The sequence below is a fragment of the Shinella oryzae genome (genome assembly GCF_023038235.1).
GTDB lineage: Bacteria > Pseudomonadota > Alphaproteobacteria > Rhizobiales > Rhizobiaceae > Shinella > Shinella sumterensis.
Genome location: NZ_CP081987.1, coordinates 65,392 through 91,383 on the forward strand (window position 1 = coordinate 65,392; position 25,992 = coordinate 91,383).

Genomic DNA, 25,992 nt, shown 5'->3' on the forward strand with positions numbered 1-25,992 from the left:
TCATCGCGCCGGCTTTCGATCATCGTATGGCGGTTCGGCTCAGTAGGCGTCTTCGTACGCCGCGCAGATTTCCGCCTGCGTTTTGCCGGCGAGATAGGCGATCTCGCCCTCCTTGTGCTTGACATAGACGTCCGCGAAGCCCTCCGGGAACCAGCCGCAGACCGTCTCGTTGCCGCGGAACCGCTGCAAGGCCGCTTCCAGCGTCTGCGGCAGGCGGACATAGCCACGGGCGGCAAGGGCGTCCGTGCCGAGCAGCGAAAGGTCCTCCTGCGTGGCCTCGGGAACGGCAAGTCCTTCCTCGATGCCCTGAACGCCGGCATGGACGATGGCGGCAAGCGCCAGATGCGGGTTTGCCGCCGCGTCCGCCGCGCGGAATTCGAAGTTGAACTGGGCGGCGCGGGCGACGTCGCTGATATCCGAGACCGGGCAGATGCGCACCGAGGCCTCGCGATCGCGGAAGCCGAGATTGTTGAAGGCCGCGCTCCAGCGATGCGGCGTCAGCCGTAGGTAGGACACGACGCTCGGCGCGGTGATGGCGATGATCGAATCGAGATATTTCAGGATGCCGGCCACGAACTTGCCCGCGACATCCGAAAGCTCGTGCTTGCCGGCGGGATCGTAGGTCGCGGGATTGCCGGACGCGTCCAGCATGCTCATGTGGACATGCACGCCATTGCCGACGCCGGCCGGATCGCGGATCGGCGTGAAGGTAGGGTCGTAGCCGAGTTCGCGCGCGACGAGGCCGACGATCTCCCGCGTGATGATGGAATGGTCGGCGATGGTCACGCCCTTCTGCGGGCCCATCGTCACCTCGAACTGCCCGGCGCCGAACTCCTTGAGGATCGTGTCTGGCGTCACGCCGGCGGTGCGCATGCCGGCGATGATCGCCTCGCAGAAATGCCGCTCGCGCTGGAAGCCGCCCAGCGTGAAGGCGCCGCCCACGTCGGATACCAGATGCTTGATCTGGAATTCATGTTCGAAGGCGCCGTAGAGCGTCACGCCCGCCACCCTTTGCAGGCGTTCGAGCGCGGCTTCGAGGATCGAGCGCGTGCAGAATTCCCATGGCCTGCCATCGGTGTAGCGGATGTTGCCGAGCACGAAATTCTCGTTCGGCGCGCCGTCCTCGCTTTCGATGCTGACGCTGGTTGCGGGATCGGGAATGAGCACGAGGTCGCCGAGCGAGCCGAACGGACTTTCGGCAATGGCGTCGAAGCAGGTGATCTGGACATTGGTCGGCGTCCAGCCCACGCCGCGCTTCAGGCGCTTTTCCATCTGCGCCAGCGGAAAGGCCTTGCCCCGCACCTTGCCGGAAAGGTCGCCGCAGCAGGCAACCATCATCTCTTCACGTTTCATCGTCGTCCCCGTTGATCGTATCCTGGTCGTAGCCCGGCATGGAGAAGCGTACGCCGTCCCAATCCCTGATGCGTTTCTGCGTCGCCTCCCAATCGGCCTCGGAGACGCGCACGATCAGCGCCTCGACGAGAACGATTGCGGCCGCTACCGTATCCCAGGCCGTGCCGGCCTCGATCGGCAGGGCGACGATGTGGTCGGCACTGCGGGCGGCCGGCGACATCCACTTGTCGGTGATCACGACGATGGTCGCGCCGCGCGCTTGCGCGATCGTCTCTGCAAGGCGTGCGAGGCTGAGCTGGTAGCGCCGGAAATCGAACAGCAGCACGACATCCTTCTTGCGCATGCGCAAGACATGCTCCGGCCAGAATTCCGGATTGTCGGACATGTGGTAGATGCCGCTGCGGATCTGCCGCAGATGGATCGACAGGAAGGACGCGACATTGTCGCTGACGCGGCCGCCGAGCAGGAAGATGTTGCGCGAGGGATCGGCGATCAGGTCGGCGAGGATATCGAACTGCGCCTGGGAAACCGTGGCCGCCATCTCCTGCGTGACGGAGGCGATGCGCCGCACATATTCCGACAGGAACTCCGAATGGCCGACGGGTGTCTGCCGCGTCTTCAGGTCGAGCGGTGAACGCTGCCCTTCCTTCAGCTCGGCAATGAGCTGGCGTTGCAGGTCCTGGAACCCGCTGCAGCCGATCTTGCTGACGAAGCGCGTGATCGAGGGCGCGCTGACGCCGGTTTTCGCCGCCAGTTCCTGAATGTTCTCGAGCCCCGTGAAGGGGTAGTCGGCAAGGATGGCATTGGCGATCTTGCGCTCGCTGGCCGTCAGCTGCCCGGCAGCCTCCCGGATCCGCGTGCGGACCGTCGTCGACGATTTCCCATCGCTCATAAGTGTGTTCCCGTTCCTGGGGGCGGATATTTGCGCCATGAAAAAAATTAGTCAAATGGAAAAATCGGATTGACTATGATTGGAAAATTTCTTTGACTGACTGTCATCGAAGCCCTCGTAGCGGCCTATGCCGATGCGATCGACGGATACCATTTCATGCTCAGTCTTGCAGATAGCGACATGTCCAGATTGCTGAATGCTGGCGACCCGGACCCCGTGGAATGGATCAACGCGACCGGGCGTTCGCCGATCTTCCTGACCTGCGAGCATGCCGGTCGCGCCGTGCCGGCGGCACTCGGCGATCTCGGCGTCGCGTCCGCGGAAATGGACCGGCACATCGCCTACGATGTCGGGGCCGAGGGCCTTGCCCGCAGGCTTGCGGAACGGCTCGATGCCGCTCTCATCCTCCAGCGCTACAGCCGCCTGGTGATCGACTGCAACCGTCCGTTCGAGGCGGAGGACTGCGTTCTCAAGCAGAGCGACGGAACGCTCATTCCGGCCAATGCCAATGTTTCCGACGCGCAGCGGCGTGGCCGCTTCGTGGAAATCCACCAGCCCCTGCATGAAGCGATCTCCGTTGCGCTGGAGCGGCGGCAGGTTGCTGGCGGGCCGCTCGTCCTCGTTTCCGTGCACAGCTTCACGCCCGTCATGCGCGCGACCGGCGCGGTGCGCGATTTCGAACTCGGGCTGCTCTACAACAGGGACGCGCGCTTTGCGGAGCGCCTTGCCGAAACCTTCAGCGCGGCGAATGCCGACGTGACGGTCAAGCTCAACGCGCCCTACCACGTCGACGATGTCTCCGACTATACGATCCCGGTTCACGGAGAACGGCGCGGCATTCCGCATGTGCTGCTCGAAGTGCGCAACGACCTCATCCACGATGCGAGCGGTCAGGAGGCATGGGCCGAGCGCCTTGCCGGTCCGCTTCTCCTCGCAGCCCAAAGCCTTGAAGGATCCTCCGATGGCCGCTGACCATCCCTCCACCCGCAACCTGCCGCTCGATCCGGCCGCATCCGCCATTCTCTTCATCGACGTGCAGAATTTTTCCGTGCGCCGTGACGGCGGCGAGTTCAAGGACGTCTCCGACGCCGATATAGAGGGCAAGTACGGCTATTATTTCAAGCGCATCCACGAGGTCGCCATCCCGAACATGCAGCGCCTGCTGGCCGGCTTCCGCAAGGCCGGCATCGAGGTGCTGCACACGACGATCGAAAGCCTGACGAAGGACGGCCGCGACCGCAGCCTCGACTACAAGATCACCGGCTTCAACGTGCCGAAGGGCTCATGGGACGGCAAGGTCATCGACGAGCTGGCGCCGCTGGAAGACGAAATCGTCCTGCCCAAGAGCTCGTCGAGCGTCTTCGTCTCCACCCATGTCGATTACATCCTGCGCAATCTCGGCGTACGGCAGATCGTGCTCTGCGGCCTCCTGACCGACCAGTGCGTGGAATCGGCGGTGCGCGATGCCTGCGACCTCAACTACCTTGTGACGCTCGTGCCGGATGCCTGCGGCACCTATTCGCAGGAGCGGCACGACTTCTCGATCAATGCGATCAAGGGCTATTGCCGGCAGATCTCGACCGACGATCTGCTCAAGGAAATCGGGCAGTAAGCGGCCCGGCACAGTTACGCGACGGGATCAACCAAGGAGCTTTCAGGCGGGCCGCACAAAACAAGAAAAAGGCCGGACCGCATGCCATTCACAGCCGCAAGGCATTCATCAAGGGGAACGATCATGATGAAAACATCCAAATTGCTTCTGGCGGCGGGCCTTGTGCTCGCCTCCTCCTCCGCCGCCTTTGCTGACGACGACAAGATCGTCATCGGCGGCGCGCTGTCGATGACGGGCATCCAGGCCCCGCTCGACACGCCCGGCTTCAACGGCGCGCAGGTCGCGGTGAAGTACCTGAACGACAATGGCGGCGTGCTCGGCAAGAAGATCGAGTTCATCAATATCGACGGCAAGTCCGATCCGGTCACGGTCGGCAACGTCGCCGTGGAACTGATCGACAAGGGCGCCCAGGTCATCGTCGCGCCCTGCGACTTCGATTTTGGCTCGCCGGCCAGCCGCGAGGCGCAGTCCGCCGATATCGTCGGCATCTCGACCTGCGCCTCCGACCCGCTCTATTCCTCGTGGTCGCTCGGCGACAAGCAGTTCACGCTCTCCATGTGGAACACCACGATGGGCGCGACGGCTGCCGATTTCGCGGTCAAGGAAAAGGGCTGGAAGACGGCTTATGTCGTCACCGACCAGTTCATCGCCTACACCAAGTCGCTCTCCAAGTACTTCGTCGAGCAGTTCAAGGCGGACGGCGGCGAAATCCTGCTGGAAGACACCTACACGAACGGCGACAACAACTTCTCCGCCCAGCTCTCGCGCCTCCAGGCGCTCGGCAAGAAGCCCGACGTCATCTTCGTCTCGTCCTACGGCACGGATATCGGCGTGATCATCCGCGCGCTGCGCGAGGTCGGCTACGACGCACCGGTTCTCGGCGGTGACGCCTATGACGATCCGGCCATGCATGAAGCGCTCGGCGAGAAGTTCGGCAACGACGTCTACTTCGTCACCCACACCTGGATGGGCGCGGGCGCCGATCCGGAAATGGAGAAGTTCATCGGCCTCTACAAGGAGATGTTCGGCAAGGACCCGGATACTTCCTTCGTCTCGACGGGCTGGGACACGATCATGATGATCGCCCAGGCCATCACAGCGGCCGGCACGACGGAAGGTGCGGCACTCGCCAAGGCGCTTGAAGACGGCCATTTCAAGCTGCTCACCGGCGAACTCGACTACGGCACGGCCGAAGAGGGCCACGTCCCGAACAAGGCTGCCGCGGTGATCGAACTCAAGGCCGGCAAGCCGACCTTCGTCGGCTGGCGCAAGCCGGAATCGCTGCCGAAGCCCTGATCCCTGCCGTCCGGGCCGGCGCATCAGCCGGCCCATACCTTTCGGAAAAACCATGTCTGAAGCACGTCTTGCGGTAAACGACGTGTCGGTGGAATTCACCGGCCTTCGCGCTCTCGACCATGTCTCGCTCTCCGTCGCCACCGGCGAGGTTCTGGGCCTCATCGGGCCGAACGGCTCTGGCAAGACGACGATGATCAATGCGATCACCGGCCAAGTGAAGCTCGCCGGCGGCACGATCACCGCCGGCGACGTCACGCTGTCGGGCCTGTCGCCCCGCGATATCGCGCTGGCCGGCGTCAGCCGATCGTTCCAGATCGTGCGCCTGTTCAACGGCATGACCGTGCTTGAGAATGTGGAGGCCGCAGCCCTCGCCAAGGGTGTTTCCCGCGCTGTCAGCACTGAGCGGGCTGTCGGGCTGCTCGATGAGCTCGGCCTGGCGGACAAGGCGGACGAACTCGGCGAGAGCCTGAGCTACGGCGACAAGCGCCGCGTCGAGATCGCACGCGCCTTGGCCGCCGAGCCGCGCTTCCTGCTGCTCGACGAACCCGCCGCCGGCATGAACGACGCCGAGACCGAGACATTGCTGCACACATTGTCCGAGCTGCCCAAGACCCGCGGCCTCGGCCTCATCATCATCGACCATGACATGGGTCTCATCATGCGGCTCTGCCACCGCCTGCACGTCCTGGCCTCCGGCCGCACCATCGCGGAAGGAGACGCCGCCCACGTGCGCAGCCATCCGGCCGTCGTGGAAGCCTATCTCGGCAAGGGAGCGGCCCATGCTTGATGTGCGCGACCTCTCCGTCAACTACGGCACGATCCGCGCCGTGCGCGGCATCACCTTCACCGTGGGCAAGGGCGAACTCGTCAGCCTGCTCGGCGCGAACGGCGCGGGCAAGTCCTCCACCATCAAGGCCATCGCCGGCGCGCTGAAGACGTCCAGCGGCGCGGTCACGCTCGAAGGCAGGGACATCACCTCGGCCAATCCCGAGCAGGTCATCCGTGCGGGGCTCGCCACCGTGCCGGAAACCCGCGACGTCTTCCCGGACCTGACCGTCGCCGAAAACCTGATGCTCGGCGCCTATATCCATCGCCGCGACCACGCCGGCAACCGCGAGAACCTCGACAGGCTGCACACGCTTTTCCCGCGTCTCGCCGAACGCGCCTCGCAGGCGGCGGGCACGCTGTCCGGCGGCGAACAGCAGATGCTGGTCATCGCCCGCGCGCTGATGGCGCGCCCGAGCGTGCTGCTTCTCGACGAACCCTCTCTCGGTCTGGCGCCCGCCATCGTCGAACGCATCTTCGAGATGATCGAGACGCTGAAAAAATCCGGCCTGACCATCCTGCTCGTCGAGCAGAACGTGAACCAGGCGCTTGCCGTCGCCGACCGCGCCTATGTCATGCGGCTCGGCGCGATCGTCGCGTCCGGCACGGCAGACGAGATCCGCTCCACCAGCGATCTCAGCGCACATTATCTGGGAGGCTGATCCATGGCTTTCGCGATCCAGTTCCTCATCGACGTGCTCAGCCTCGGCGGCGCCTATGCGCTGATGGCGCTTGGCCTCGTCATCATCTACGGCATCCTGCGGCTGGTGAACTTCGCCTATGGCGAACTCATCATGGTCGCCGGCTACACCATGTTCCTGACCAGCGGCTCCGGCCTGCCCTGGCTGCTCATGGCAGTCCTTGCGGTCGTCATGGCCATCGTCTTCGGCATCCTCACCGACTACGTCGCCTTCCGCCCGGTGCGCGCGAAATCGGTGACGGCGGTGCTGATCACCTCCTTCGCCTTCTCGAACCTGCTGCAGAACGCGGCCCTGCTCTTCATCTCGCCGCGCCCGCGCAACGTGCCGCTGCCGGATATCTTCTCCCAGACGGTCTCGATCGGCGGGGCGATCACGCCGGTGCGCAATCTCATCACCATCGCCGCCTCCATCGTGCTGCTGGCCGCCGTCGCCTTCCTGATGCGCAAGACGACGCTCGGCATCGCCATGCGCGCGGCCGCGACGAACTTCACGATGGCGCGCATGCTGGGCGTGCCCGCCAACCTGATCATCTCCTCGGCTTTCGCGCTGTCGGGCTTCCTGGCCGGCGTCGTCGGGCTGCTGTGGATCGGGCGCATCGGCACGGTCGTGCCGGGCGTCGGCCTCGAGCCGCTGCTCGTCGCCTTCATCGCCACCGTCATCGGCGGCATGCGCAGCCTGCCGGGCGCGGTGGTCGGCGGCTTCCTCCTGGCGCTCATCGATACCACGCTCAACTACACCCTGTCGCAGGATCTCCTGAAGTTCCGCGATGCCTTCACCTTCAGCCTCGTGATCCTGATCCTGCTGTGGCGGCCCGAGGGCCTCATCAAGGGTCCGGCCAGCGGCCAGCGGACCTGAGGAGCGGAACCCATGAAACATTCCTATCTCACCGCCCTCATCCTGATCGCCGTCATCGCCGTCATCGCCGTCGGCAGCCAGATGATCGGCATCCGGCTTTATGACCGCATCGCCACGAACCTCCTGATTTCGCTCGTTCTCGTCGTCGGCCTGCAGACCTTCATGGGCAATTCCGGCCTGCTTTCCTTCGCCCATATCGGGTTCATGGGGCTCGGCGCCTATACGTCGGCCGTGCTGACGATTCCGGCGCAGATGAAGGGCATGGCGCTGCCGGATCTCTACGAGTTCATGAAGGTCGTGGAAATCTCGCCGCTGCTTGCCATGCTGGCCGCCGGCGTGGTCGCGGCCCTCGTCGCCGCCATCGTCGCCTACCCGCTGATGCGGCTTTCGGACGCGGCCGCCGTCATCACCTCCTTCGCGCTCCTCGTCGTGCTCTACACGGTCATGAACAACTGGAGCGCGCTCACCAACGGTCCGCGCACGCTGTTCGGCCTGCCCAAGACGACGGAAATGCCGATTGCCGCCATCGTGGCCGCGGTCGTCGTGCTCATTGCGCTGGCCTTCAAGGAATCGCGCACCGGCAAGCTGCTGCGCGCCTCGCGCGAGGACGAGGTCGCCGCAGCGGCGCTCGGCGCGAATATTCCGCACCTGCGCTGGCGCGCCTTCATCCTGGCGGCCTTCATCGCCGGCATCGGCGGTGCGCTCTGGGGGCATTTCATCACGTCCTTCGCGCCCAAGGCCTTTTACCTCAAGGAAACCTTCCTCATCATCACCATGCTGGTGATCGGCGGCGCCAACACCGTCACCGGCGCGGTTGCCGGTACGGTCCTCATCACCGTCGCCTATGAGGGGCTGCGCGGCACGGAAGCCACGCTCAACGCGGCGTCCTCCGGTTCCGGCCAGGTCATCGGCCTGACGGAGATCGTGCTCGCGCTCGCCATGATCGCGGTGATGATCGTCAGGCCGGGCGGTCTCTTCCCCAACCGCGAGATCGGCCACATCCTCACCCGCAGCCGCCGAAAGAAGGAGAAGACCGCATGACCTGGAAAACCGCCTACCGCTCCTTCTACTATGCGAATGCGGAAGAGCCCGAGGACATCGCGCTTGATCCGGAAACGACGGCGCTGCTCGTCATCGACATCCAGAACACCTATCTCGATCCCAAGGATATGCCCGAGGAAACCGCGCGCTGGCAGCCGTTCTACGACCGCATGCGCCAGACGGTCATTCCCAACACGGCCCGCCTGATCGATGAATGCCGCAAGCGCAAGGTGGAGGTGATCTTCGCCCGCATCGCCTGCCTCAAGCCCGATGGCCGCGACCGCTCGCTCAGCCAGAAGAAGCCCGGCTTCAACTACCTGCTGCTGCCCAAGGACCTGCCGGAAGGGCAGGTCGTGCCGGAACTCGAGCCGCGCGCGGACGAGATCGTCATTACCAAGACGACGGACAGCGCCCTGACCGGCACGAACCTGCGCCTCATCCTGCACAATATGGGCATCAAGGACGTCATCTGTTGCGGCATCTTCACCGACCAGTGCGTCTCCTCGACCGTACGCAGCCTTGCCGACGAGAGCTTCGGCGTGGTGGTCGTGGACGATTGCGGCGCGGCCGCGACGGACGAGCTGCACAAGCGCGAGCTTGAGATCATCAACATGATCTACTGCCACGTCGTCCAGCTCGACGAGGTCCTGTCCTTCTTCAAGAAGTGAGGGGAAAAGCCCATGTTCGGCCTCTATGCACGTGAACGAAAGTCGGTTTCCTCGATGGCGCATCTGCGGTTCTTTCCGCAGGCGGTCGTCGGGGGCAGCGGCGCGTATCTCACGGCAGACGACGGGCGGCGGCTTCTGGATTTCGCCGCATCCTGGGGTGCCGCGAGCCTCGGGCATTCCCACCCGGCGGTGCGGGCTGCGGTCGACCGTGCGCTCTCCAATCAGGCGGGAGCGAGCTACCTTTCGTCGGCGAACGAAGCCTGCGTGCTGCTTGCCGAAAAGCTCCTGTCGCTGGTGCCGGAGCGCGCGCGTGGCCGCGTCTGGTTCGGCCATTCCGGCTCGGATGCCAACGAGACCGTCGCGCGCATGGTGGTCGCGGCGACGGGCCGGCCCCGCATTCTCGCCTTCGACGGCGCCTATCACGGCGGCACGGTCGGCTCCATGGCGGTCTCGGGGCACCCGGCGCAACAGGGCACGCGCGCTGCCGGCCTGACGCTCGTTCCCTATCCCAACAGCTATGCCGCTGGCACGCCGCAGGCCGCGAGCGAGGCAGCCCTTGCCCATCTCGACCGGCTTTTCGAAACCGAGGTCGCGCCACACGAGATCGCAGCCTTCTTCATCGAGCCCATCCAGTCAGACGGCGGCATGCTGGTGCCGCCGGACGGTTTCTTCAAGGCTGTGGAGGAGCGTTGCCGCAGGCACGGCATCCTCATCGTCTCGGACGAGGTGAAGGTGGGGCTCGGTCGCTCGGGACGCTTCAATGCCTTCGACCATTCCGGCATCGAACCCGACATAGTCGTCTTCGGCAAGGGCCTTGGCGGCGGGTTGCCGATCTCAGCGGTCGTCGGGCCGGAGGCGATCATGAACCATGCTGTGGCGTTCTCTCTCCAGACGGTGCACGGCAACCCGGTCTGTGCGGCCGCCGCACTCGCCGTGCTGGAGACCATCGAACGCGACCGCCTGGCGGAGAATGCGGCCAGGACCGGTCGTGTGCTGCGCGACGGGCTGAATGCGCTCGCGCGGCGTCACGCCCTGATCGGCGATGTGCGCGGGCATGGCCTTGCGCTCGGCGTGGAACTCGTCGGCGATCGCGCCGGTCGCGCGCCCGCAACGCGGGAGACCGCCCTGACGGTCTACCGCGCCTTCCAGCTCGGCCTCGTGCTTTATTATGTCGGCGTGCGGTCGAACGTGCTCGAATTCACGCCGCCGCTGACGCTGACCGAGAACGAGGCGCGCGAAGGCCTCGCCATCCTAGACCAGGCCCTTGCCGATGTCGCCGCGGGGCGGGTCGATGAGGCCCTGCTTGCGGATTTCGCGGGCTGGTAGCCCTGGCGATCAGGGCGTCGGACCGAACAGCTGGGGCGGCAGTTCCACGAGCGGGGCCGGCACGTCGCAGGTCTTTTCCGGCGCCTTGCAGAGATCGGCGATGACGCAGCGCTCGCATTCGGGCTTGCGCGCCTTGCAACAGTACCGCCCGTGCAGGATCAGCCAGTGATGGGCGTGGTAGAGATACTCGTCCGGGATGAGGCGGATGAGCTTGTCCTCCACCTCGTCGGGCGTCTTGCCGGGGGCGAGGCGCAGGCGGTTGGCGATGCGGAAAATATGCGTATCGACCGCCATGGTCGATTGCCCGAAGGCCATGGACAGCACCACATTGGCCGTCTTGCGCCCCACGCCGGGCAGCATCACGAGCTCCTCGCGGGTGCGCGGCACCTCGCCGCCGAAACGGTCGATCAGCATCTGGCTGAGCGCGATGACGTTCTTGGCCTTGTTGCGATAAAGACCGATCGTCTTGATGTAGTCGCGCAGCCTCTCCTCGCCGAGCGCCAGCATCTTCTCCGGCGTGTCGGCCACCTGGAACAGCGCGCGGGTCGCCTTGTTGACGCCGGCATCGGTGGCTTGGGCGGAGAGGGCGACCGCGACGACGAGGGTGAACGGGTTCACATGTTCGAGCTCACCCTTCGGCTCCGGCCGCTGGATGGAAAAGCGGCGGAATATCTCGCGCAGCTCGTCCTGCGAATAAATGCTTTTCGGCCGCGCCGGCGCCTTGCGGCGGGCGGGCGCGGCAGCCCTCGACTTTTTGATCTTTCCGTTTTCCATGATGCTTCTATAGTCATGCGCCATGACACAAGGCAACGCCGACACGAGCATGGCCGACATGAGCATGCCCGACATGAGCATGAACGAGCGCCCGGTCTTCTCGGCCGAGCTGCACCCCTATCGTTCGCTCGGCCGCCACGGTCATCGCATCTTCTTCCTCATCGCCGGCGTTCTCAGCCTTGCGCATGTGGCCGTGTTCCTGATTTCGGGTGCGTGGCCGGTCGCCCTGTTCTTCGGCCTCGATTTCCTCGTTCTCTTCGGCGCCTTCTGGCTCAACAACCGGGCGGCGAAGGCGCGCGAACTGGTGTCGCTGTCACGCACCAGCATCTCCATCCGCAAGATCAGCCCGTCCGGCCGCGAGACGCAATATGCCTTCAATCCGTTCTGGGCGCGTTTCCTCGTCTCCCGCAAGCCGAAGATCGGCATCACGGCCATGCATGTGCGCGGCAATGGGCGCGAGACCGATGTCGGCACGTTCCTGCCGCTCGATGACCGCGAGCGCTTCGCCTCGGCCTTTTCAGGTGCGCTCGCCCGCGTGAAGCGCGGTTACTGACGGGCCGGCAGGAATCGGGTGGCGGGCACGCGGCGGGCGTGCTTTTCTTGCGGCACAGGAGACGATCATGAACATTGCCGCGACCTTGCAGACCGATATCACCCCCGATGGCCAGGACTATGCGACCGTCCGGCAGGTCATCGAGATGATCACCGAGGATTACCGCGACCAGCCGGGCCTGGAAGACATTGCCGTCCGCCTCGGCCAGTCGCCGAGCCAGTTGCAGAAGACCTTCACGCGCTGGGCGGGCCTTTCGCCGAAAGCCTTCCTCCAGGCCGTGACGCTCGACCATGCCAAGCGCCTGCTGCGTCAGGAGGAACTGCCGCTGCTCGAAACGAGCTTCGAGGTCGGCCTGTCGGGGCCCGGGCGCCTGCACGATCTCTTCGTCACGCATGAAGCCATGTCGCCGGGCGAGTGGAAGGCGCGGGGGGCAGGACTGACGATCCGCTACGGCCTGCATCCGTCGCCCTTCGGCACGGCGCTCGTGATGATCACCGACCGCGGGCTTGCCGGCCTCGCCTTCACCGACCAGCCGGGCGGGGCGGATGCTTTCGAGGACATGTCGTCCCGCTGGCCGAACGCCCATTATGTCGAGGATGCCGAGGCGACCGCGGCCTATGCGGCCCGCATCTTCGATCCCGCCCGCTGGAACCCGGAAGAGCCGCTGCGCGTCGTGCTGATCGGGTCGGATTTCCAGGTTCGCGTCTGGGAGGCGCTGCTGCGCATCCCGATGGGCTGCGCCGTCACTTATTCGTCGATTGCCGAAAAGCTCGGACAGCCGACCGCCTCGCGCGCTGTCGGTGCCGCGGTGGGCCGCAACCCGATCTCCTTCGTCGTGCCCTGCCACCGTGCGCTCGGCAAGAGCGGCGCCCTGACCGGCTACCACTGGGGCCTGACGCGCAAGCGCGCGATGCTCGGCTGGGAATCGGGCCGGGCCTGACGGTGACAGTGACGGGCTTTGTGTGCCCGGAATGCCGCGATGGCGCCCCTCTTTCATGTTCCCGCCGCAATCGTTAGGTTGAAGCAGAATCATCGAAGTCTCCGGGGACCCACATGTATAAAAAGGCTCTGCTCGTCGCGCTCGCTGCGACCTATCTTTCCGCCTGCACGACGACCGATCCCTATACGGGCGAGCAGAAGGTTTCCAACACGGCGGGCGGTGCAGCCATCGGCGCCGGCATGGGCGCCGTCGCCGGTCTCCTCGTCGGCAACAATCCGGTGCAGCGCCGCAACGCGGCCCTGATCGGCGCGGGTATCGGCGCGCTGGCCGGCGGCGCCATCGGCAACTACATGGATACGCAGGAATCCGAGCTGCGCGCGCAGCTTCAGGGCACCGGCGTTTCGGTTACGCGTAACGGCGACCGCATCATCCTGAACATGCCCTCGAACGTCACCTTCGCGACGGACCAGGATCAGGTCATTCCGCCGTTCTATCCGACGCTCGATTCGGTCGCGACCGTGCTGCGCAAGTTCGACAAGACGCTGATCGACGTCGATGGTCATACCGATTCGGTCGGCAATGCCGGCTACAATCAGGATCTGTCGGAGCGCCGCGCCAACTCCGTGGCCAATTATCTTGCCGCGCGCGGTGTCGATCCCCGCCGTATGTCGGCCATGGGCTACGGCCTCACGCGTCCGATCGCCTCCAATGCATCGGAAATGGGCCGCGCGCAGAACCGCCGCGTCGAAATCTCGATCTCCCCGCTTCGTCAAGGCTGATCCGCGTCAGGCGCGCCTGAGCGCCGGATCGTCGTCGGCCGGGTTGTAGAAGAGGGAGAGCACCAGGCTCTTCGCGATCCGCTCGGCCGTCGCCATGAACCAGGCCTTCGCCTCGGGCGAGGGCGCGATGTCGTCGAGCGTGGCGGAAAACAGGCCGAGCCAGGTCTGGAACAGCGGCGGGTTCATGCCCGCCACACCCTGGTGCGCCATGACCGGCTTGCCGCCATAGCCGCCGTCCTTGAAGGCGACGGCAGACCAGAAGCGGTTCATCTTCTCCATATGCTCTGGCCAGCGTCCGGCCAGCCGCCCATCGAAGACGGGACCAAGTTCCGGATGGGCCCGCACGCGGCCGTAGAAGGTGTCCACCAGCAGCGGAATGAAATCGGCGGTGATGCCGATGGCGTGCATTTCGGCCTCCGCGCGGGCGCGGATGGCGGCGAAATGGGACTGGCGGTCGGGGTCTTGCTCTGTCATGCCGGCAAGATAGGTGCCGCCTGCGGCCTGCGCAATCCGGCCGATCGCCGCAGAGGTTTCAGGGTCCCTTGCGCTCCGGCGCCCATTCCAGCCGCTTATAGTCGAAACCGTATTTCAGCGTGGGTTTGACGATCTCGAAATAGGGCGAGAGGTCGAAGTCGCGCGGCGTATAGAGCGAGTGGTGGCGTATATGCAGGATTTCTTCCCGCGAATAGGGGGAGGTCGCCGCCGCCCGGCCGGGCGCGCGCGTAACCTCCGGCAGGATCGGGTAGCGGATGGCCTCGAAAGCCATGGCGATCAGCGTCGAGCAGATCGCCCGCGTCGGATCGCCCGAGCCGAAGGCGATCATGCGGCGGCGCCAGCGCACCGGCACGGGCGGTGTCGGCAGGAAGTAGCGTAGCATGTCGGTGATGTTCTTCAGGTCGTATTTGAGCCCGAGACGCGAGACCATGAAACCGACCAGCGTATCGCGGTCATCAGGCGTCAGCCCGACCGGACGGCAGATGCGCGTGTTATAGGTGCGGTATTTGGTGAGCGGCACCGCCACGCAGCCTTCGCCGATATTGACCTCGATAAGCTGCGGCCGTTCCATCGTCGGCCGCGCCGCCTGGTCGAGCGTCAGCGGGACCTCGTCGCCGACGAAGAGAGCCGCGTGGGACCAGGTCGATTGCGTCAGATACTTGATCGCCGCCGAGACCTTCTGGTTGCCCTCCACCAGCAACACATCGCCGGGGCGCAGCGTGCGCGCCAGCGTTTCAGGATCCGAAGGCGTATAGGGCTCGTAGCCCGAGGTCTGGCTTTGCAGACGGTCGGCGAGACGGCGGCCGAGACGATCGAGCAGCGTGTCGCGGCTTGCGGAAAGCGGCTTCAGTCCGGCGGTCACGTCTCGTCCCTTGCTGTCACACCAGCCCACTCTAGCGCCCGGCGGCACCGCATGTCGAGCTTGACGCCAAGATGGTAAGTCCTATATTTAGAATAATTCTAAACTGGAATGGCCGCCAATGTTCTCCCGTCTCCTCCGCCCTGGCAAACGCAGTCTCGAATCGCTCAGCGAACAGGAAATCCTGGCACTCGCCATCTCCTCGGAAGAGGATGACGGGCGCATCTATCTCGCCTATGCCGATGCCCTGCGTGAGGCCTATCCCCACTCGGCCCGCGTCTTCGAGGAGATGGCGGCGGAGGAAAGCCATCACCGCCAGATGCTGATCGATCGCCACATCGCCCGTTTCGGCGATCGCATCCCGCTGGTGCGGCGCGAGTTCGTGCGTGATTTTCCGGAGCGCAAGCCGGACTGGCTGATCGCCAACATGTCGCTGGAGGCGATCCGTGAACAGGCGGAAGCCATGGAGGCGTCCGCGCATCGGTTCTACCTGACGGCCGCCGCCCGTACGCAGGACGCAGCCACGCGCAAGCTTCTGGGTGATCTGGCGCTGGCGGAGAAGTCGCACGAATCGCTCGCCCGGCGGCTCGGCGAGCAGCACACGCCCGCCGACGTGAAGGCGCAGGAAGACCAGACGGCCCGCCGGCAATTCATCCTCACCTATGTGCAGCCCGGCCTGGCAGGTCTGATGGACGGCTCGGTCTCGACGCTGGCGCCGATTTTCGCCGCCGCCTTCGCCACACAGGATACCTGGCAGACCTTCCTCGTCGGTCTCTCGGCATCGGTCGGTGCGGGCATTTCGATGGGGTTCACGGAAGCGGCCCATGACGACGGCAAGCTGTCGGGACGCGGATCGCCGATCAAGCGCGGCCTCGCGTCGGGCATCATGACGGCGCTGGGCGGGCTGGGCCACGCGCTGCCCTACCTGATCCCGAACTTCATGCTGGCGACGACCATCGCCGTCCTGGTCGTATTCGTGGAGTTGTGGACCATCGCCTTCATCCAGAACCGGTATATGGAGACCCCGTTCCTGCGTGCGGCGATGCAGGTGGTGCTGGGCGGCAGCCTCGTTCTGGCCGCCGGTATCCTCATCGGAAATGCTTAAGGCGGAAGCGCCGCCTTAGCGACGCGTCGTCCGGTTCATGTCGCGCACGACCCAGCGGTAGAAGAGATAAACGCCGAAGGCCATGGCGGCCAGCGGCAGAAGATTGGCGACAGAATCCATTTCGACCTCAATTGACCTCCCCCGCGAGGCAATTAAGCGGTCGTTAACCAGACTGCAATGCTGAAAACGGCGATGGTGCGTTCACAAAACGCGACCATCGTTCATGAAAAGCAAAACGGGGCGTCTCCGCCCCGTTTTCATCTGGGTCAGGCACGCAGCGTGCCGCCGGTGGTTTTCACCACATTGCCGACGATCCTCGCCGTCAGCGCCTCGAAATCCTCGTCCGTCAGCGTCTTGTCGACCGGCTGGATGACGACCTCGATGGCGACGGACTTCTTGCCCTCGCCAAGCGAAGCGCCCTCAAACACGTCGAAGACATTGACGGCGGAGATCAGCTTGCGGTCGGCACCGGTCGCGGCGCGGACGATCGCACCCGCTTCCACCGTCTTGTCGACGACGAAGGCGAAGTCGCGCTTCACGGCCTGGAAGGGCGAAAGGTCGAGCGCCGGCTTGGTGCGCGTCGCCTTCTTCTTCGGCTCGGGCATGGCATCGATGAAGATCTCGAAGCCGCAAAGCGCACCGGAGACATCCAGCGCGCCGAGGGTCTTCGGATGGAACTCGCCGAAATAGCCGAGAACGATCTTCGGACCCATCTTGATCGTGCCGGAGCGGCCGGGATGATACCATGCCGGCGCACCGGGCTCGATCTGCACATTGCCCATCGGCAGGCCGCAGGCCTCGATCACGGCGAGCGCATCGGCCTTGGCGTCATAGACATCGACCGGCTTGCCGCCGCCCTTGGCGGCATTCGACCAGAGGCGGCCGGAACCGGCGAGGCTCGCCGTGCCGCGGCGCACACCACCGGCAACCCGACGCTGGCCCTCGGGACGGTCGTTCTCGTAGGTGCCGGAGACTTCGAACAGCGCGACATCGCCGTAACCCTTGTCGGCATTGCGCTGGGCGGCTGCGAGCAGGCCCGGCAGCAGCGAGGGGCGCATGTCGGACATGTCGGATGCGATCGGGTTCGACAGCGCGAGCGACGGCGCGCCGCCGCCGAACAGCTCGGCATGGGCCTTCGGGATGAAGGACCAGGTGACGGCTTCCAGCATGCCGCGGGCGGCCAGTGCCCGCTTGGCAAGGCGCGTGCGGATCTGCAGCGTCGTCAGGATACGGCCATTGACCGCCGCATGGCTTTCGAGCGGCGCCGGCTTGATGTTATCGACGCCATGGATGCGCATGACCTCTTCGACGAGGTCCGCCTTGCCGTCGACGTCAGGACGCCAGGAAGGGACGGCAACCGAAACACGCTCGCCCGAGCCCGTCACGGTGAAGCCGAGGCGGGTGAGGATATTGGCGCTTTCGGCTTCCGACACGTCGAGGCCCGTCAGGCGCTTCACTTCCGAGAAGGGGAAGTCCACGACCTTGGGGGTGTAGCCCTTGTAGCCGACGACATCGGCCTTGGCCGGAGTGCCGCCGCACAGTTCCAGCACGATTTCGGTCGCGCGCTCGAGGCCGGGCACCATATATTCCGGGTCCACGCCGCGTTCGAAGCGGTAGCGCGCATCGGTGATGATGCCATGCGAACGGCCGGTCTTGGCGATGTTCATCGGGTCCCAGAGAGCCGATTCGATCAGCACGTCGACGGTGTTCTCGTCGCAGCCCGAATGCTCGCCGCCCATGATGCCGCCGATGGATTCGACGCCGTTGTCGTCGGCGATGACGACGTTGGTCGGGTTCAGCGTGTATTCGCGCGTATCGAGCGCCAGCACCTTCTCGCCCTCTACGGCGCGGCGCACGACGAGGTCGCCCTTCACCTTGGCGGCGTCGAAGACGTGCAGCGGACGGCCCTGGTCGAAGGTCATGTAGTTGGTGATGTCGACGAGCGCGTTGATCGGGCGAAGGCCGATGGCGATGAGCCGCTGCTGCATCCAGCGCGGGCTCGGGCCATTCTTCACACCACGCACGAGGCGCAACGCAAAGCCGGGGCACAGATGATCGTCGCCGCCAAGCTCCAGCTTCACCTTGACCGGCGTCTCGCCCTCGACCTTGAAGGACGGTGTCTTCGGCGTCTTGAGGGTGCCAAGGCCGGAGGCGGCGAGGTCGCGGGCGATGCCGTAGATGCTCGTGCAGTCCGGACGGTTCGGCGTCAGGTTGATCTCGATGACCGGATCGTCAAGCCCGGCATAGCCGGCATAGCTCTGACCCACAGGCGCATCGGCCGGAAGCTCGATGATGCCGTCGTGGTTGTCGGAAATCTCCAGTTCCTTTTCCGAGCACATCATGCCGCGGCTTTCGACGCCGCGGATGTTGCCGACCGAAAGCGTGACGTCGATGCCGGGCACGTAGGTGCCGGGGGCGGCGAAGGCACCGATGAGCCCGGCGCGCGCGTTCGGCGCACCGCAGACGACCTGGATCGGATCGCCCTTGCCCGTATCGACCTTCAGCACGCGCAGCTTGTCGGCGTTGGGATGCTGCTCGGCCGAGACGACCTTGGCGATGACGAAGGGCTTGAACGCCGCCTTGTCGTCGACATCTTCCACTTCAAGGCCGATCGCCGTCAGCTTCTCGCAGATCTCGTCGAGCGAGGCGTCGGTGTCGAGATGGTCCTTCAGCCAGGAGAGCGTGAATTTCATGGATAGTTTCTCCTTGGATGCCGGTTATGCGCTCAGCCCGCCGAACAAGGTCGGCATGTCAAGCGGGCGGAAACCGTAGTGGCTGAGCCAGCGGACATCGGCGTTGAAGAAGTCGCGCAGGTCGGGCATGCCGTATTTCAGCATGGCGATGCGGTCGAGGCCCATGCCCCAGGCAAAGCCCTGGTATTCGTCCGGGTCGAGACCGCCGGCACGCAGCACGTTCGGGTGAACCATGCCGCAGCCCAGGATTTCCATCCAGTCGGTGCCTTCGCCGAACTTGACGATCGGACCGGACGAGCGGTCGCACTGGATGTCGACCTCGAAGGACGGCTCGGTGAATGGGAAGAACGACGGGCGGAAGCGCATGGTGACGCTGTCGACCTCGAAGAAGGCCTTGCAGAACTCTTCCAGCACCCAGCGCATATTGGCGACATTGGCCTTCCTGTCGACCACGAGGCCTTCGACCTGGTGGAACATCGGCGAATGGGTCGCGTCGCTGTCCTGGCGATAGGTCTTGCCGGGAATGATGATGCGGATCGGCGGCTTTTGCGCTTCCATCGTGCGGATCTGCACCGGCGAGGTGTGCGTGCGCAGCACCTTGCGGTCGCCGTTCTCGTCCGCCGGGAAGAAGAACGTGTCGTGCATCTCGCGGGCCGGGTGGCCTTCGGGGAAGTTCAGCGCCGTGAAGTTGTAGTAGTCGGTCTCGACGTCGGGGCCTTCGGCGATCGAGAAGCCCATATCGGCGAAGATGGCGGTGATCTCGTCGACGATCTGGCTGATCGGATGGATGCGGCCGCGTTCGGCGGGCGACGAGCGGACCGGCAGGCTTACATCGACCGTCTCGGCCTTGAGGCGGGCATCGATGGCCGCGTCGCGCAGCGCCGTCTTGCGCGCGTTGATCGCGTCGGTGACGCGTGTCTTCAGCGCATTGATGGCCGCGCCGCGCGTCTGGCGCTCTTCCGGCGACATGGTGCCGAGCGTCTTCAGGAGTTCGGAGACGGAGCCCTTCTTGCCGAGTGCGGCGACGCGCACGGCTTCGATCGCCGCTTCGTCGGAGGCGGCTGCGACATCGGCCAGAAGCCCGGATTCCAGTGTTTCGAGTTCAGTCATCTTTACCTGCTTTGCTTGCATCGGCCGCGCGAGGGGCCAGGAGAACCTCGGACAGATAGCCGGTTGCGGCGAGGAAGCGCCGCAGATCACTACCCATGTGAACGCGCCCGATCAATCGGGTCGGCGACAAAAACTTGGCCAGGAACCGGATCATGGTCGCCAGCGCCGCCTCGGTCTCGGGCGGTGCGGCGGCGCGCCACGCGCCATAGGCCTGCCGCGCCGTGGCCTCGCCCAGGCGGGCGCGATCCGTCAGTTGGAGAAAGAGCAGCCACAGGTCGCGGGCCTGCGCATCGGCAAGCGGCATGGCGGCCTCCGGCTCCTCCTCGAAATCCATGAAGCCGATGCCGTCGCCCGCCACGAAGAAATCGCGCGGGTGCGGCCGGCCATGGCAGAGGCCCTTGGCATGCAGCGCGCCGAGATCGGCGGCACAGCGCACCAAAAGCGCGTCGTGGGCCGCCGGGTCGGTATCGCGCAGGGCATCCAGGCGGGTCGTGACGGTCGGCGCGACGTCGGACAGCACCAGCGCGTTTCCGGAGGCGTAGAGCATCTGCGGCACCGGTATGCCATGGTCGGCGAAGGTCTCGATACGGCGGATCTCGCGTGCCGTCATGCCCTTGCTGTCGAGCGCGGGCGAGGGCCGCAGGAACGGCAGGCCGAACAGGTTGGCCAGGCCCGTCTGCGCCTTCGTCCAGACCGGCGGACGCTCCGTGCCGTAGCGCTTGATCCAGACGGCGCCGAACGACAGGTCCACGCGCTCCACCCGGCGCGTCTCGCGGGTCAGCGCGGCAAGCAGCGTCTCGATGTCCCCATCGGTCATATGGGGGATGTTGCCGAGCGCGGTGTGCCTGCCATCCATGGTTGGAAATCCTGCCGTCAAAAGAAAAACCCGCACCGGTTCCCCGGCGCGGGTTTCACAACGAATGAAAGTGGTTGTGAGCGCCGGTTAGTTTACGGCGGCCTCAAACTCGTTCTTCGTGCCGGCGTCCTTGAGGTATTCCAGAGCCTTCTTGGAGGCAGCGACGAGCGCGCCGAAAGCTTCGGTCTCATGGATCGCCATGTCGGACAGGACCTTGCGGTCGACTTCGATGCCGGCCTTGTTCAGGCCGTCGATGAAGCGGCCATAGGTCAGGCCATGCTCGCGGACGGCAGCGTTGATGCGCTGGATCCAGAGAGCGCGGAAGTTGCGCTTGTTGACCTTGCGGTCGCGGTAGGCGAACTGCTTCGAACGGTCAACCGCGGCCTTGGCGGCGCGGATGGTGTTCTTGCGGCGGCCGTAGAAACCCTTGGCTGCCTTCAGCGTCTTCTTGTGCTTGGCGTGCGAGGTGACGCCGCGTTTTACACGTGCCATGTCATGATCTCCTTAACGTATCAAATTGCTCGAGAAGTCTCAGAGACCGTTCGGCAGGTAGTTCTTGATGACCTTCTTGCCATCGGCTTCGGCCAGCACCATGGTGCCGCGCGCGTCGCGAATGAACTTGTTGGTACGCTTGATCATGCCGTGGCGCTTGCCGGCTGCGGCGGCCAGGACCTTGCCCGATGCGGTGATCTTGAACCGCTTCTTGGCAGACGATTTCGTCTTCATCTTGGGCATTTTGCTACTCCATTCTTCTTGAATTCGAGCCGCGTGACGATGCACGGCTCCAGCGTAAAGAACGGCCACGGCATGCCCTGCCGGACCGTTCGGACGGCGGCTTGTAACCGATGTCCTTCAAAAGCGCAACCGGAATCCTCGCCTGCCGCGGGTTCGGGGCGCGGAAATGGAAAAGCCGCCCCGGAAGGCGGCTTTGATCCGTTCAGCGCGGGGCGCCGAGAAAGGGGCTCACCGCGGGGCGAGCACCATCATCATCTGGCGTCCCTCGAGCTTCGGCTCGGCTTCGACCTTGGCGATCGTCAGCGTGTCTTCCTTGACCTGCTGGAGAAGCTTCATGCCGAGTTCCTGGTGGGCCATTTCACGGCCGCGGAACTTCAGCGTCACCTTCACCTTGTCGCCTTCTTCGAAGAAGCGGTTCATCGCCTTCATCTTCACGTCGTAGTCGTGCGTGTCGATGTTCGGGCGCATCTTGATTTCTTTGATCTCGACGATCTTCTGCTTCTTGCGCGCTTCGGCCGCCTTCTTCTGGTTGGCGTATTTCAGCTTGCCGAGGTCAAGGATCTTGCAGACGGGCGGTTCGGAGTTCGGCGCGATCTCCACGAGATCGAGGCCGGCCTCTTCAGCCATGCGGAGTGCCTGATCGGTGGGGACGGTGCCGTGGTTCTGGCCTTCGGCATCGATGAGCTGGACGCGGGGAACCCGAATTTCCTTGTTGGAGCGCGGCCCGTCCTTGACGGGGGCTTCCGCTTTGAATGGTCTGCGAATGGTCGTGTTCTCCTCGAACTGTTTCGAAAGTGTATGAATCTGCGCGTCGACCAGGACATTTGCCCGCCTGCCGGCGTTTTTTCGGCAATGTGTTGATCGCGCTTGTGAAGTCAATAGCACGGCGCGCGGAAAAAATCACCACCTGTCCTTGCGCTTGCGAATCTGGTCTAGGTCTGGCGCAAGAGCCGGTTTCGCGGGTGGTTTTTCGCAGCCGGGCGCAGGAACGGGAGATAGGCATGACGGGCGCGAACGGCAATGGGCAGGCGGCGGAATTCATCACGGTGGGCACCGGCGACGCGGCGCGGCGCATCGCCATCGCGCTTCAGCTGCCCGCTGCCGGCAATGATCTCGCGCATTTCGTCTGGCTCGGCGGCTACCGGTCCGACATGTCCGGCACCAAGGCCGTCGAGCTCGCCGGCCTTGCCGCCCGCCTCGGCACCGGCTGCCTGCGCTTCGACTATTCCGGCCACGGTGCGTCCGGCGGTGCCTTCGTCGACGGTACGATCTCGCGCTGGCTGGAGGAATCGCTGGCAGCCATAAAGCACGCGGCCAGTACAATCGGAGCCCGGCGCATCGTTCTCGTCGGCTCGTCGATGGGCGGCTGGATCGCCCTGCGCGCCGTCGCCGAGCTTGCCCGGCAGAGCGATATCGACATCGCCGGCCTCGTGCTGATTGCGCCCGCGCCGGATTTCACCTCCGAACTCATAGAGCCGAGCCTCACCGATGCCGAGCGCACGGCTTTGGCCGAGCGCGGCCAGTTCGAGGAGCCGACACCCTACGGTCCCGACCCGAACATCTATACGCTCAAGCTCATCGAGGACGGCAGGAACAACCGCGTCCTGACCGGTGCCATCGAGACCGGCTGCCCGGTCCATATCCTGCAGGGCATGGCCGATCCCGACGTGCCCTATGCCCATGCCGTGCGCCTGATGGAGCACTTGTCCGGCGACGACGTGGTGCTGACGATGATCCGCGATGGCGATCACCGCCTGTCGCGGCCGCAGGACATCGCCAAGATCCTCGAGGCCGCCGAAACGCTGGCGTGCGGGCAATAGGGGCGCCGGCGTGTCGCGCCGGTCACATCTTAACCATATTCCAGCATCGCCAATTCTGATGATTGACGAGAGGGCCGCCTGACCGTTAACTCTTTATTAACGATAGGGGACGGTTCATGGCACGAATGATTGGTGCAAAGGCTGGGGCTGCGGCGTTTTTCGCGGTTCTCGTCTCTTCTTCCTCGGCCTTTACCGCGCCGGCATCGGCGCTTTCCATGACAACAGGCGGCGTTACTTCGCAGCCGATCGGCCATTACGAATTCTGTCAGAGTCACGCATCCGAATGCCGCGCCGGCGCACGCGCCCAGGCGCCCGCCAAGGTCACGGAGTTCGGCTGGGAGACGGTCCGCCAGATCAATGCCCGCGTCAATCGCGACATCACGCCGATGACGGACAAGGAACTCTACGGCAAGGACGAGTTCTGGACCTATCCCGATAGCGGCGCCGGTGACTGCGAGGACTTCGTGCTCCTCAAGCGCCGCATGCTGATGGAAAAGGGTTTCGCGGCGGGCGACCTGCTGATCACCGTCGTGCGCAAGCCCGATGGCGAAGGCCATGCCGTTCTCACCGTGCGCACCACGCAGGGCGATTTCGTTCTCGACAATCTCAACAACGATGTGAAGCTCTGGACCGAAACGTCCTACCGCTACCTGAAGCGCCAGGCCTCGTTCCACGCTGGCCGCTGGGTCTCCATCGAAAACGGCGACGCCGTCATGGTTTCGTCGGTCGGCCAGTAAGGCCGCACGTCTCAACATATCTCGAAAAGAAAAACCCCGCTGTTCAGGCGGGGTTTTCTCTGTTGCGGTAACGTCCTGATATCAGGCGGCCGGCTGCTTGGTCTTGCGCAGGTAGGGCAGCACCGTGTCAAAGGATCCGAAGCGCGCGATGGCATCCTCGTTCGAAACGGCGGCGGTGATGATGACGTCGTCGCCCTGCTGCCAGTTGGCCGGGGTTGCGACCTGGTGCTTGCTGGTGAGCTGGATGGAATCGATGGCGCGCAGGATTTCCGGGAAGTTGCGGCCGGTCGTCATCGGGTAGGTGAGGATCAGCTTGATCTTCTTGTCGGGACCGATGACGAAGACGGAGCGCACCGTCGCGTTGTCGGCCGGCGTGCGGCCTTCCGAGCTCTCGCCGGCAGCGGCGGGCAGCATGTCGTAGAGCTTGGCGACGGCGAGGTCCTTGTCGCCGATCAGCGGATAGTCCACGTCGAAGCCGGTGGCGGTGCGGATGTCGGCCTTCCACTTGGCATGGCTCTCGACCGGATCGACGGAGATGCCGATGATCTTGACGCCGCGCTTGCGGAATTCGCCCTCGATGCCGGCCATGGCGCCAAGCTCGGTGGTGCAGACGGGCGTGAAGTTCTTCGGGTGCGAGAAGAGAACGGCCCAGCCGTCGCCGATCCATTCATGGAAGTTGATGGTGCCGGCGGTGGTTTCGGCGGTGAAGTCCGGAGCGATATCGTTGATGCGAAGGCTCATGTCTCGTCCTCTCTGTCTTGCGGGGTCGCAGGCACAGGCCCGCGAAAAGTGTAACCGTGGCGGTAGATAGACCGAAAAGGCCGGATTGCCTATAGCGGTCCGGTGTCATTCTGCACGCCCCGGTGGCTGCAACTTTTCGTCATTTCAAAGGGTTGGGAGAAGCCTTTCGGCGAGACCCGGCCGACGCGCCAAATCGTTCCGCCACGCGTGCCTATGGTGGAAAGGCGATTTTATTTCACCTTTGGCCTGAAAGGACGCTCAGGCGCCGAATTCGGCCCGCCCGCTCGTGAGGTCGATGACGAGGCGGCTGGTCTCCTCGGCCTGTTCGGCCGGGACGCGGAAGACGAGCCGTGCGCCACTCTCGTGAAACGCCTCGTCGTCCATCAGGAGGCCGGGCAGGGCGGCAAGGCGGGCCCTGACCAGCGCGAGGTCGGAGAAGCCGAGCGAGACGGCAAGCGTGGCGCGTTCGACATATTCCGTCTTGGCGGCCGCGCGCAGGCAGAGCGCCGCCGTGCCGCCATAGGCGCGGATGAGGCCGCCGCTGCCGAGAAGGATGCCGCCGAACCAGCGCGTCACCACGACGAGCGTCCGGTCCAGCGCCTGTCCGTCGATCGCCTGGAGAATGGGTTTTCCGGCGGTGCCGCTCGGTTCGCCGTCGTCGCTGAAACGGTAGGCCTGGCCGATGCGCCAGGCCCAGCAATTGTGGTTGGCGGAAGGATCGGAAACCTCCGCCAGCCGCGCTTTCGCGTCTGCCTCGGTGTCGATAGGACAGGCAATGGCGAGGAACCGGCTCTTGCGGATCTCCTGCTCGAAACGTTCGGTCTGGTCGAGTGTGTACAAGCGGCGGTTTCCGGTGGCGTCCACGCCGTCTCGTAGCGCTTCGCGGCACGCCGCATCAAGCATTGAATAGATTACCAATTTTATGGACTATTGACAGCCGCCACGTTTTTGCCATGATGATGACCGGATCTTAACCAGAACGGAAGCGATGGCATGATGTATCTCGGTGGCGTGACGCTCGGCTACTTCAACCTCTATCCGGTCGGCTTTCAGCCGAAGACCGAAGACACGCGGTCCGCCGGCACCCCCGGTGAAACCGAGGCTGCGGATGGAACGCAGGAGACCCTGCCGCTCGAAGGCAGCCGCCTTTCCTCTGCGCGTCGTCCTGTGCAGTGGCCGACGCACGTCTTCTTTTGATTTTGAGCGCGCCGCTTTGAGGCGGTGAC

Annotated in this window: 29 protein-coding genes; 16 read left to right on the forward strand and 13 right to left on the reverse strand. The window is 64.7% G+C overall.

Annotation, left to right across the window (positions count from 1 at the left end):
- Positions 1 to 39: 39 nt before the first annotated feature.
- Positions 40 to 1,353: a type I glutamate--ammonia ligase gene (locus tag K6301_RS00330; RefSeq protein ID WP_247218538.1), complete on the reverse strand. Its 1,314-nt coding sequence runs from the start codon at positions 1,351 to 1,353 to the stop codon at positions 40 to 42.
- Positions 1,343 to 2,245 (reverse strand): MurR/RpiR family transcriptional regulator, encoded by a 903-nt coding sequence (locus K6301_RS00335; RefSeq protein WP_241599917.1) that lies wholly within the window; start codon positions 2,243 to 2,245, stop codon positions 1,343 to 1,345. Before K6301_RS00335 ends, K6301_RS00330 begins: the two co-directional genes overlap by 11 nt.
- A gap of 156 nt (positions 2,246 to 2,401) precedes the next feature.
- Here K6301_RS00335 and K6301_RS00340 point away from each other — a divergent pair, with 156 nt between their 5' ends.
- The 9 genes from K6301_RS00340 (at position 2,402) to K6301_RS00380 (ending at position 10,569) form a co-directional block, all read left to right on the forward strand.
- Entirely contained in the window at positions 2,402 to 3,217 is an 816-nt protein-coding gene (locus K6301_RS00340; protein WP_247218540.1) for an N-formylglutamate amidohydrolase, read from the forward strand.
- Complete coding sequence (locus tag K6301_RS00345) at positions 3,207 to 3,857, forward strand: cysteine hydrolase family protein (protein WP_134647955.1); 651 nt, start codon at positions 3,207 to 3,209, stop codon at positions 3,855 to 3,857. Before K6301_RS00340 ends, K6301_RS00345 begins: the two co-directional genes overlap by 11 nt.
- A 123-nt stretch (positions 3,858 to 3,980) precedes the next feature.
- Complete coding sequence (locus tag K6301_RS00350) at positions 3,981 to 5,153, forward strand: ABC transporter substrate-binding protein (RefSeq protein ID WP_247218542.1); 1,173 nt, start codon at positions 3,981 to 3,983, stop codon at positions 5,151 to 5,153.
- A 52-nt stretch (positions 5,154 to 5,205) separates the two neighbouring features.
- The gene (locus tag K6301_RS00355; protein ID WP_134647951.1) at positions 5,206 to 5,940 is read left to right on the forward strand and encodes an ABC transporter ATP-binding protein; all 735 of its coding nucleotides are present in this window, start codon (positions 5,206 to 5,208) and stop codon (positions 5,938 to 5,940) included.
- On the forward strand, positions 5,933 to 6,640 hold the full coding sequence (locus K6301_RS00360) for an ABC transporter ATP-binding protein (protein WP_247218544.1): 708 nt from the start codon (positions 5,933 to 5,935) through the stop codon (positions 6,638 to 6,640). The genes K6301_RS00355 and K6301_RS00360 overlap by 8 nt, the downstream gene beginning before the upstream one ends.
- Before the next feature lie 3 nt (positions 6,641 to 6,643).
- The gene (locus tag K6301_RS00365; RefSeq protein ID WP_247218546.1) at positions 6,644 to 7,534 is read left to right on the forward strand and encodes a branched-chain amino acid ABC transporter permease; all 891 of its coding nucleotides are present in this window, start codon (positions 6,644 to 6,646) and stop codon (positions 7,532 to 7,534) included.
- 12 nt (positions 7,535 to 7,546) lie between these two features.
- Complete coding sequence (locus tag K6301_RS00370) at positions 7,547 to 8,575, forward strand: branched-chain amino acid ABC transporter permease (protein WP_247218548.1); 1,029 nt, start codon at positions 7,547 to 7,549, stop codon at positions 8,573 to 8,575.
- Entirely contained in the window at positions 8,572 to 9,243 is a 672-nt protein-coding gene (locus K6301_RS00375; RefSeq protein ID WP_247218549.1) for a cysteine hydrolase family protein, read from the forward strand. Before K6301_RS00370 ends, K6301_RS00375 begins: the two co-directional genes overlap by 4 nt.
- A gap of 12 nt (positions 9,244 to 9,255) precedes the next feature.
- Positions 9,256 to 10,569, forward strand: coding sequence for an aspartate aminotransferase family protein (locus tag K6301_RS00380; RefSeq protein ID WP_247218551.1), 1,314 nt, complete (start codon positions 9,256 to 9,258; stop codon positions 10,567 to 10,569).
- Positions 10,570 to 10,578: 9 nt separating this feature from the next.
- On the opposite strand, the gene nth is transcribed toward K6301_RS00380, so the two are convergent.
- A complete protein-coding gene (nth, locus tag K6301_RS00385) occupies positions 10,579 to 11,343 on the reverse strand; it encodes an endonuclease III (protein WP_247218553.1) in 765 nt (254 codons plus the stop codon).
- Between the two features lie 22 nt (positions 11,344 to 11,365).
- On the opposite strand from nth, the gene K6301_RS00390 reads away from it, so the two are divergent.
- The 3 genes from K6301_RS00390 (at position 11,366) to K6301_RS00400 (ending at position 13,615) form a co-directional block, all read left to right on the forward strand.
- Positions 11,366 to 11,896, forward strand: coding sequence for a DUF2244 domain-containing protein (locus K6301_RS00390; RefSeq protein WP_247218555.1), 531 nt, complete (start codon positions 11,366 to 11,368; stop codon positions 11,894 to 11,896).
- Between the two features lie 67 nt (positions 11,897 to 11,963).
- Positions 11,964 to 12,836 carry a methylated-DNA--[protein]-cysteine S-methyltransferase gene (locus K6301_RS00395; protein WP_247218557.1) on the forward strand — a complete coding sequence of 291 codons (873 nt, stop codon included), beginning with the start codon at positions 11,964 to 11,966 and terminating at the stop codon, positions 12,834 to 12,836.
- A gap of 113 nt (positions 12,837 to 12,949) precedes the next feature.
- Entirely contained in the window at positions 12,950 to 13,615 is a 666-nt protein-coding gene (locus K6301_RS00400; RefSeq protein ID WP_134647933.1) for a YiaD family glycine zipper/OmpA-like lipoprotein, read from the forward strand.
- Between the two features lie 6 nt (positions 13,616 to 13,621).
- Here the strand turns inward: K6301_RS00400 and K6301_RS00405 are convergent, their stop codons facing one another.
- The gene (locus K6301_RS00405; RefSeq protein ID WP_134647931.1) at positions 13,622 to 14,089 is read right to left on the reverse strand and encodes a group III truncated hemoglobin; all 468 of its coding nucleotides are present in this window, start codon (positions 14,087 to 14,089) and stop codon (positions 13,622 to 13,624) included.
- A 58-nt stretch (positions 14,090 to 14,147) separates the two neighbouring features.
- On the reverse strand, positions 14,148 to 14,972 hold the full coding sequence (locus K6301_RS00410; protein WP_247218559.1) for a C40 family peptidase: 825 nt from the start codon (positions 14,970 to 14,972) through the stop codon (positions 14,148 to 14,150).
- Between the two features lie 118 nt (positions 14,973 to 15,090).
- On the opposite strand from K6301_RS00410, the gene mbfA reads away from it, so the two are divergent.
- Positions 15,091 to 16,074 (forward strand): iron exporter MbfA, encoded by a 984-nt coding sequence (gene mbfA / locus K6301_RS00415; RefSeq protein ID WP_247218561.1) that lies wholly within the window; start codon positions 15,091 to 15,093, stop codon positions 16,072 to 16,074.
- Between the two features lie 266 nt (positions 16,075 to 16,340).
- Here mbfA and pheT read toward each other — a convergent pair whose 3' ends face one another.
- The 6 genes from pheT to infC form a co-directional block, all read right to left on the reverse strand.
- Positions 16,341 to 18,767, reverse strand: coding sequence for a phenylalanine--tRNA ligase subunit beta (gene pheT / locus K6301_RS00420; protein WP_247218563.1), 2,427 nt, complete (start codon positions 18,765 to 18,767; stop codon positions 16,341 to 16,343).
- A 24-nt stretch (positions 18,768 to 18,791) separates the two neighbouring features.
- Positions 18,792 to 19,877 carry a phenylalanine--tRNA ligase subunit alpha gene (pheS, locus tag K6301_RS00425; RefSeq protein WP_247218565.1) on the reverse strand — a complete coding sequence of 362 codons (1,086 nt, stop codon included), beginning with the start codon at positions 19,875 to 19,877 and terminating at the stop codon, positions 18,792 to 18,794.
- Positions 19,870 to 20,733 (reverse strand): lipopolysaccharide kinase InaA family protein, encoded by an 864-nt coding sequence (locus K6301_RS00430; RefSeq protein WP_247218567.1) that lies wholly within the window; start codon positions 20,731 to 20,733, stop codon positions 19,870 to 19,872. The genes pheS and K6301_RS00430 overlap by 8 nt, the downstream gene beginning before the upstream one ends.
- Before the next feature lie 87 nt (positions 20,734 to 20,820).
- A complete protein-coding gene (gene rplT / locus K6301_RS00435) occupies positions 20,821 to 21,225 on the reverse strand; it encodes a 50S ribosomal protein L20 (protein ID WP_069060325.1) in 405 nt (134 codons plus the stop codon).
- 39 nt (positions 21,226 to 21,264) lie between these two features.
- Entirely contained in the window at positions 21,265 to 21,468 is a 204-nt protein-coding gene (gene rpmI, locus K6301_RS00440; protein ID WP_134647921.1) for a 50S ribosomal protein L35, read from the reverse strand.
- A 228-nt stretch (positions 21,469 to 21,696) separates the two neighbouring features.
- Complete coding sequence (gene infC, locus K6301_RS00445) at positions 21,697 to 22,233, reverse strand: translation initiation factor IF-3 (protein WP_134648216.1); 537 nt, start codon at positions 22,231 to 22,233, stop codon at positions 21,697 to 21,699.
- 236 nt (positions 22,234 to 22,469) lie between these two features.
- Here infC and K6301_RS00450 point away from each other — a divergent pair, with 236 nt between their 5' ends.
- Both K6301_RS00450 and K6301_RS00455 read left to right on the forward strand, forming a co-directional pair.
- The gene (locus K6301_RS00450; protein WP_247218569.1) at positions 22,470 to 23,288 is read left to right on the forward strand and encodes an alpha/beta hydrolase; all 819 of its coding nucleotides are present in this window, start codon (positions 22,470 to 22,472) and stop codon (positions 23,286 to 23,288) included.
- 125 nt (positions 23,289 to 23,413) lie between these two features.
- Positions 23,414 to 24,025 carry a transglutaminase-like cysteine peptidase gene (locus K6301_RS00455; RefSeq protein WP_425475410.1) on the forward strand — a complete coding sequence of 204 codons (612 nt, stop codon included), beginning with the start codon at positions 23,414 to 23,416 and terminating at the stop codon, positions 24,023 to 24,025.
- Positions 24,026 to 24,106: 81 nt separating this feature from the next.
- On the opposite strand, the gene K6301_RS00460 is transcribed toward K6301_RS00455, so the two are convergent.
- Positions 24,107 to 24,766: a peroxiredoxin gene (locus tag K6301_RS00460; protein WP_160870173.1), complete on the reverse strand. Its 660-nt coding sequence runs from the start codon at positions 24,764 to 24,766 to the stop codon at positions 24,107 to 24,109.
- 258 nt (positions 24,767 to 25,024) lie between these two features.
- Positions 25,025 to 25,606 carry an IMPACT family protein gene (locus K6301_RS00465; protein WP_247218573.1) on the reverse strand — a complete coding sequence of 194 codons (582 nt, stop codon included), beginning with the start codon at positions 25,604 to 25,606 and terminating at the stop codon, positions 25,025 to 25,027.
- 153 nt (positions 25,607 to 25,759) lie between these two features.
- Here K6301_RS00465 and K6301_RS00470 point away from each other — a divergent pair, with 153 nt between their 5' ends.
- Positions 25,760 to 25,963 carry a hypothetical protein gene (locus K6301_RS00470; RefSeq protein ID WP_247218575.1) on the forward strand — a complete coding sequence of 68 codons (204 nt, stop codon included), beginning with the start codon at positions 25,760 to 25,762 and terminating at the stop codon, positions 25,961 to 25,963.
- The last annotated feature ends 29 nt before the right edge of the window (positions 25,964 to 25,992 follow it).

Excerpts from the sequence above, each read along its gene's own strand:
- K6301_RS00380 (WP_247218551.1), top strand. The coding sequence starts at position 9,256 with ATGTTCGGCCTCTATGCACGTGAACGAAAGTCGGTTTCCTCGATGGCG.
- K6301_RS00405 (WP_134647931.1), bottom strand. The coding sequence starts at position 14,089 with ATGACAGAGCAAGACCCCGACCGCCAGTCCCATTTCGCCGCCATCCGC.
- K6301_RS00375 (WP_247218549.1), top strand. The coding sequence starts at position 8,572 with ATGACCTGGAAAACCGCCTACCGCTCCTTCTACTATGCGAATGCGGAA.
- K6301_RS00460 (WP_160870173.1), bottom strand. The coding sequence starts at position 24,766 with ATGAGCCTTCGCATCAACGATATCGCTCCGGACTTCACCGCCGAAACC.
- K6301_RS00345 (WP_134647955.1), top strand. The coding sequence starts at position 3,207 with ATGGCCGCTGACCATCCCTCCACCCGCAACCTGCCGCTCGATCCGGCC.
- K6301_RS00370 (WP_247218548.1), top strand. The coding sequence starts at position 7,547 with ATGAAACATTCCTATCTCACCGCCCTCATCCTGATCGCCGTCATCGCC.
- K6301_RS00350 (WP_247218542.1), top strand. The coding sequence starts at position 3,981 with ATGATGAAAACATCCAAATTGCTTCTGGCGGCGGGCCTTGTGCTCGCC.
- K6301_RS00355 (WP_134647951.1), top strand. The coding sequence starts at position 5,206 with ATGTCTGAAGCACGTCTTGCGGTAAACGACGTGTCGGTGGAATTCACC.
- rplT (WP_069060325.1), bottom strand. The coding sequence starts at position 21,225 with ATGGCACGTGTAAAACGCGGCGTCACCTCGCACGCCAAGCACAAGAAG.
- K6301_RS00360 (WP_247218544.1), top strand. The coding sequence starts at position 5,933 with ATGCTTGATGTGCGCGACCTCTCCGTCAACTACGGCACGATCCGCGCC.
- pheS (WP_247218565.1), bottom strand. The coding sequence starts at position 19,877 with ATGACTGAACTCGAAACACTGGAATCCGGGCTTCTGGCCGATGTCGCA.
- K6301_RS00390 (WP_247218555.1), top strand. The coding sequence starts at position 11,366 with ATGACACAAGGCAACGCCGACACGAGCATGGCCGACATGAGCATGCCC.
- rpmI (WP_134647921.1), bottom strand. The coding sequence starts at position 21,468 with ATGCCCAAGATGAAGACGAAATCGTCTGCCAAGAAGCGGTTCAAGATC.
- K6301_RS00340 (WP_247218540.1), top strand. The coding sequence starts at position 2,402 with ATGCTCAGTCTTGCAGATAGCGACATGTCCAGATTGCTGAATGCTGGC.
- K6301_RS00335 (WP_241599917.1), bottom strand. The coding sequence starts at position 2,245 with ATGAGCGATGGGAAATCGTCGACGACGGTCCGCACGCGGATCCGGGAG.
- K6301_RS00395 (WP_247218557.1), top strand. The coding sequence starts at position 11,964 with ATGAACATTGCCGCGACCTTGCAGACCGATATCACCCCCGATGGCCAG.
- K6301_RS00450 (WP_247218569.1), top strand. The coding sequence starts at position 22,470 with ATGACGGGCGCGAACGGCAATGGGCAGGCGGCGGAATTCATCACGGTG.
- nth (WP_247218553.1), bottom strand. The coding sequence starts at position 11,343 with ATGGAAAACGGAAAGATCAAAAAGTCGAGGGCTGCCGCGCCCGCCCGC.
- K6301_RS00470 (WP_247218575.1), top strand. The coding sequence starts at position 25,760 with ATGATGTATCTCGGTGGCGTGACGCTCGGCTACTTCAACCTCTATCCG.
- mbfA (WP_247218561.1), top strand. The coding sequence starts at position 15,091 with ATGTTCTCCCGTCTCCTCCGCCCTGGCAAACGCAGTCTCGAATCGCTC.
- K6301_RS00430 (WP_247218567.1), bottom strand. The coding sequence starts at position 20,733 with ATGGATGGCAGGCACACCGCGCTCGGCAACATCCCCCATATGACCGAT.
- K6301_RS00400 (WP_134647933.1), top strand. The coding sequence starts at position 12,950 with ATGTATAAAAAGGCTCTGCTCGTCGCGCTCGCTGCGACCTATCTTTCC.
- pheT (WP_247218563.1), bottom strand. The coding sequence starts at position 18,767 with ATGAAATTCACGCTCTCCTGGCTGAAGGACCATCTCGACACCGACGCC.
- K6301_RS00365 (WP_247218546.1), top strand. The coding sequence starts at position 6,644 with ATGGCTTTCGCGATCCAGTTCCTCATCGACGTGCTCAGCCTCGGCGGC.
- K6301_RS00455 (WP_425475410.1), top strand. The coding sequence starts at position 23,414 with ATGATTGGTGCAAAGGCTGGGGCTGCGGCGTTTTTCGCGGTTCTCGTC.
- K6301_RS00330 (WP_247218538.1), bottom strand. The coding sequence starts at position 1,353 with ATGAAACGTGAAGAGATGATGGTTGCCTGCTGCGGCGACCTTTCCGGC.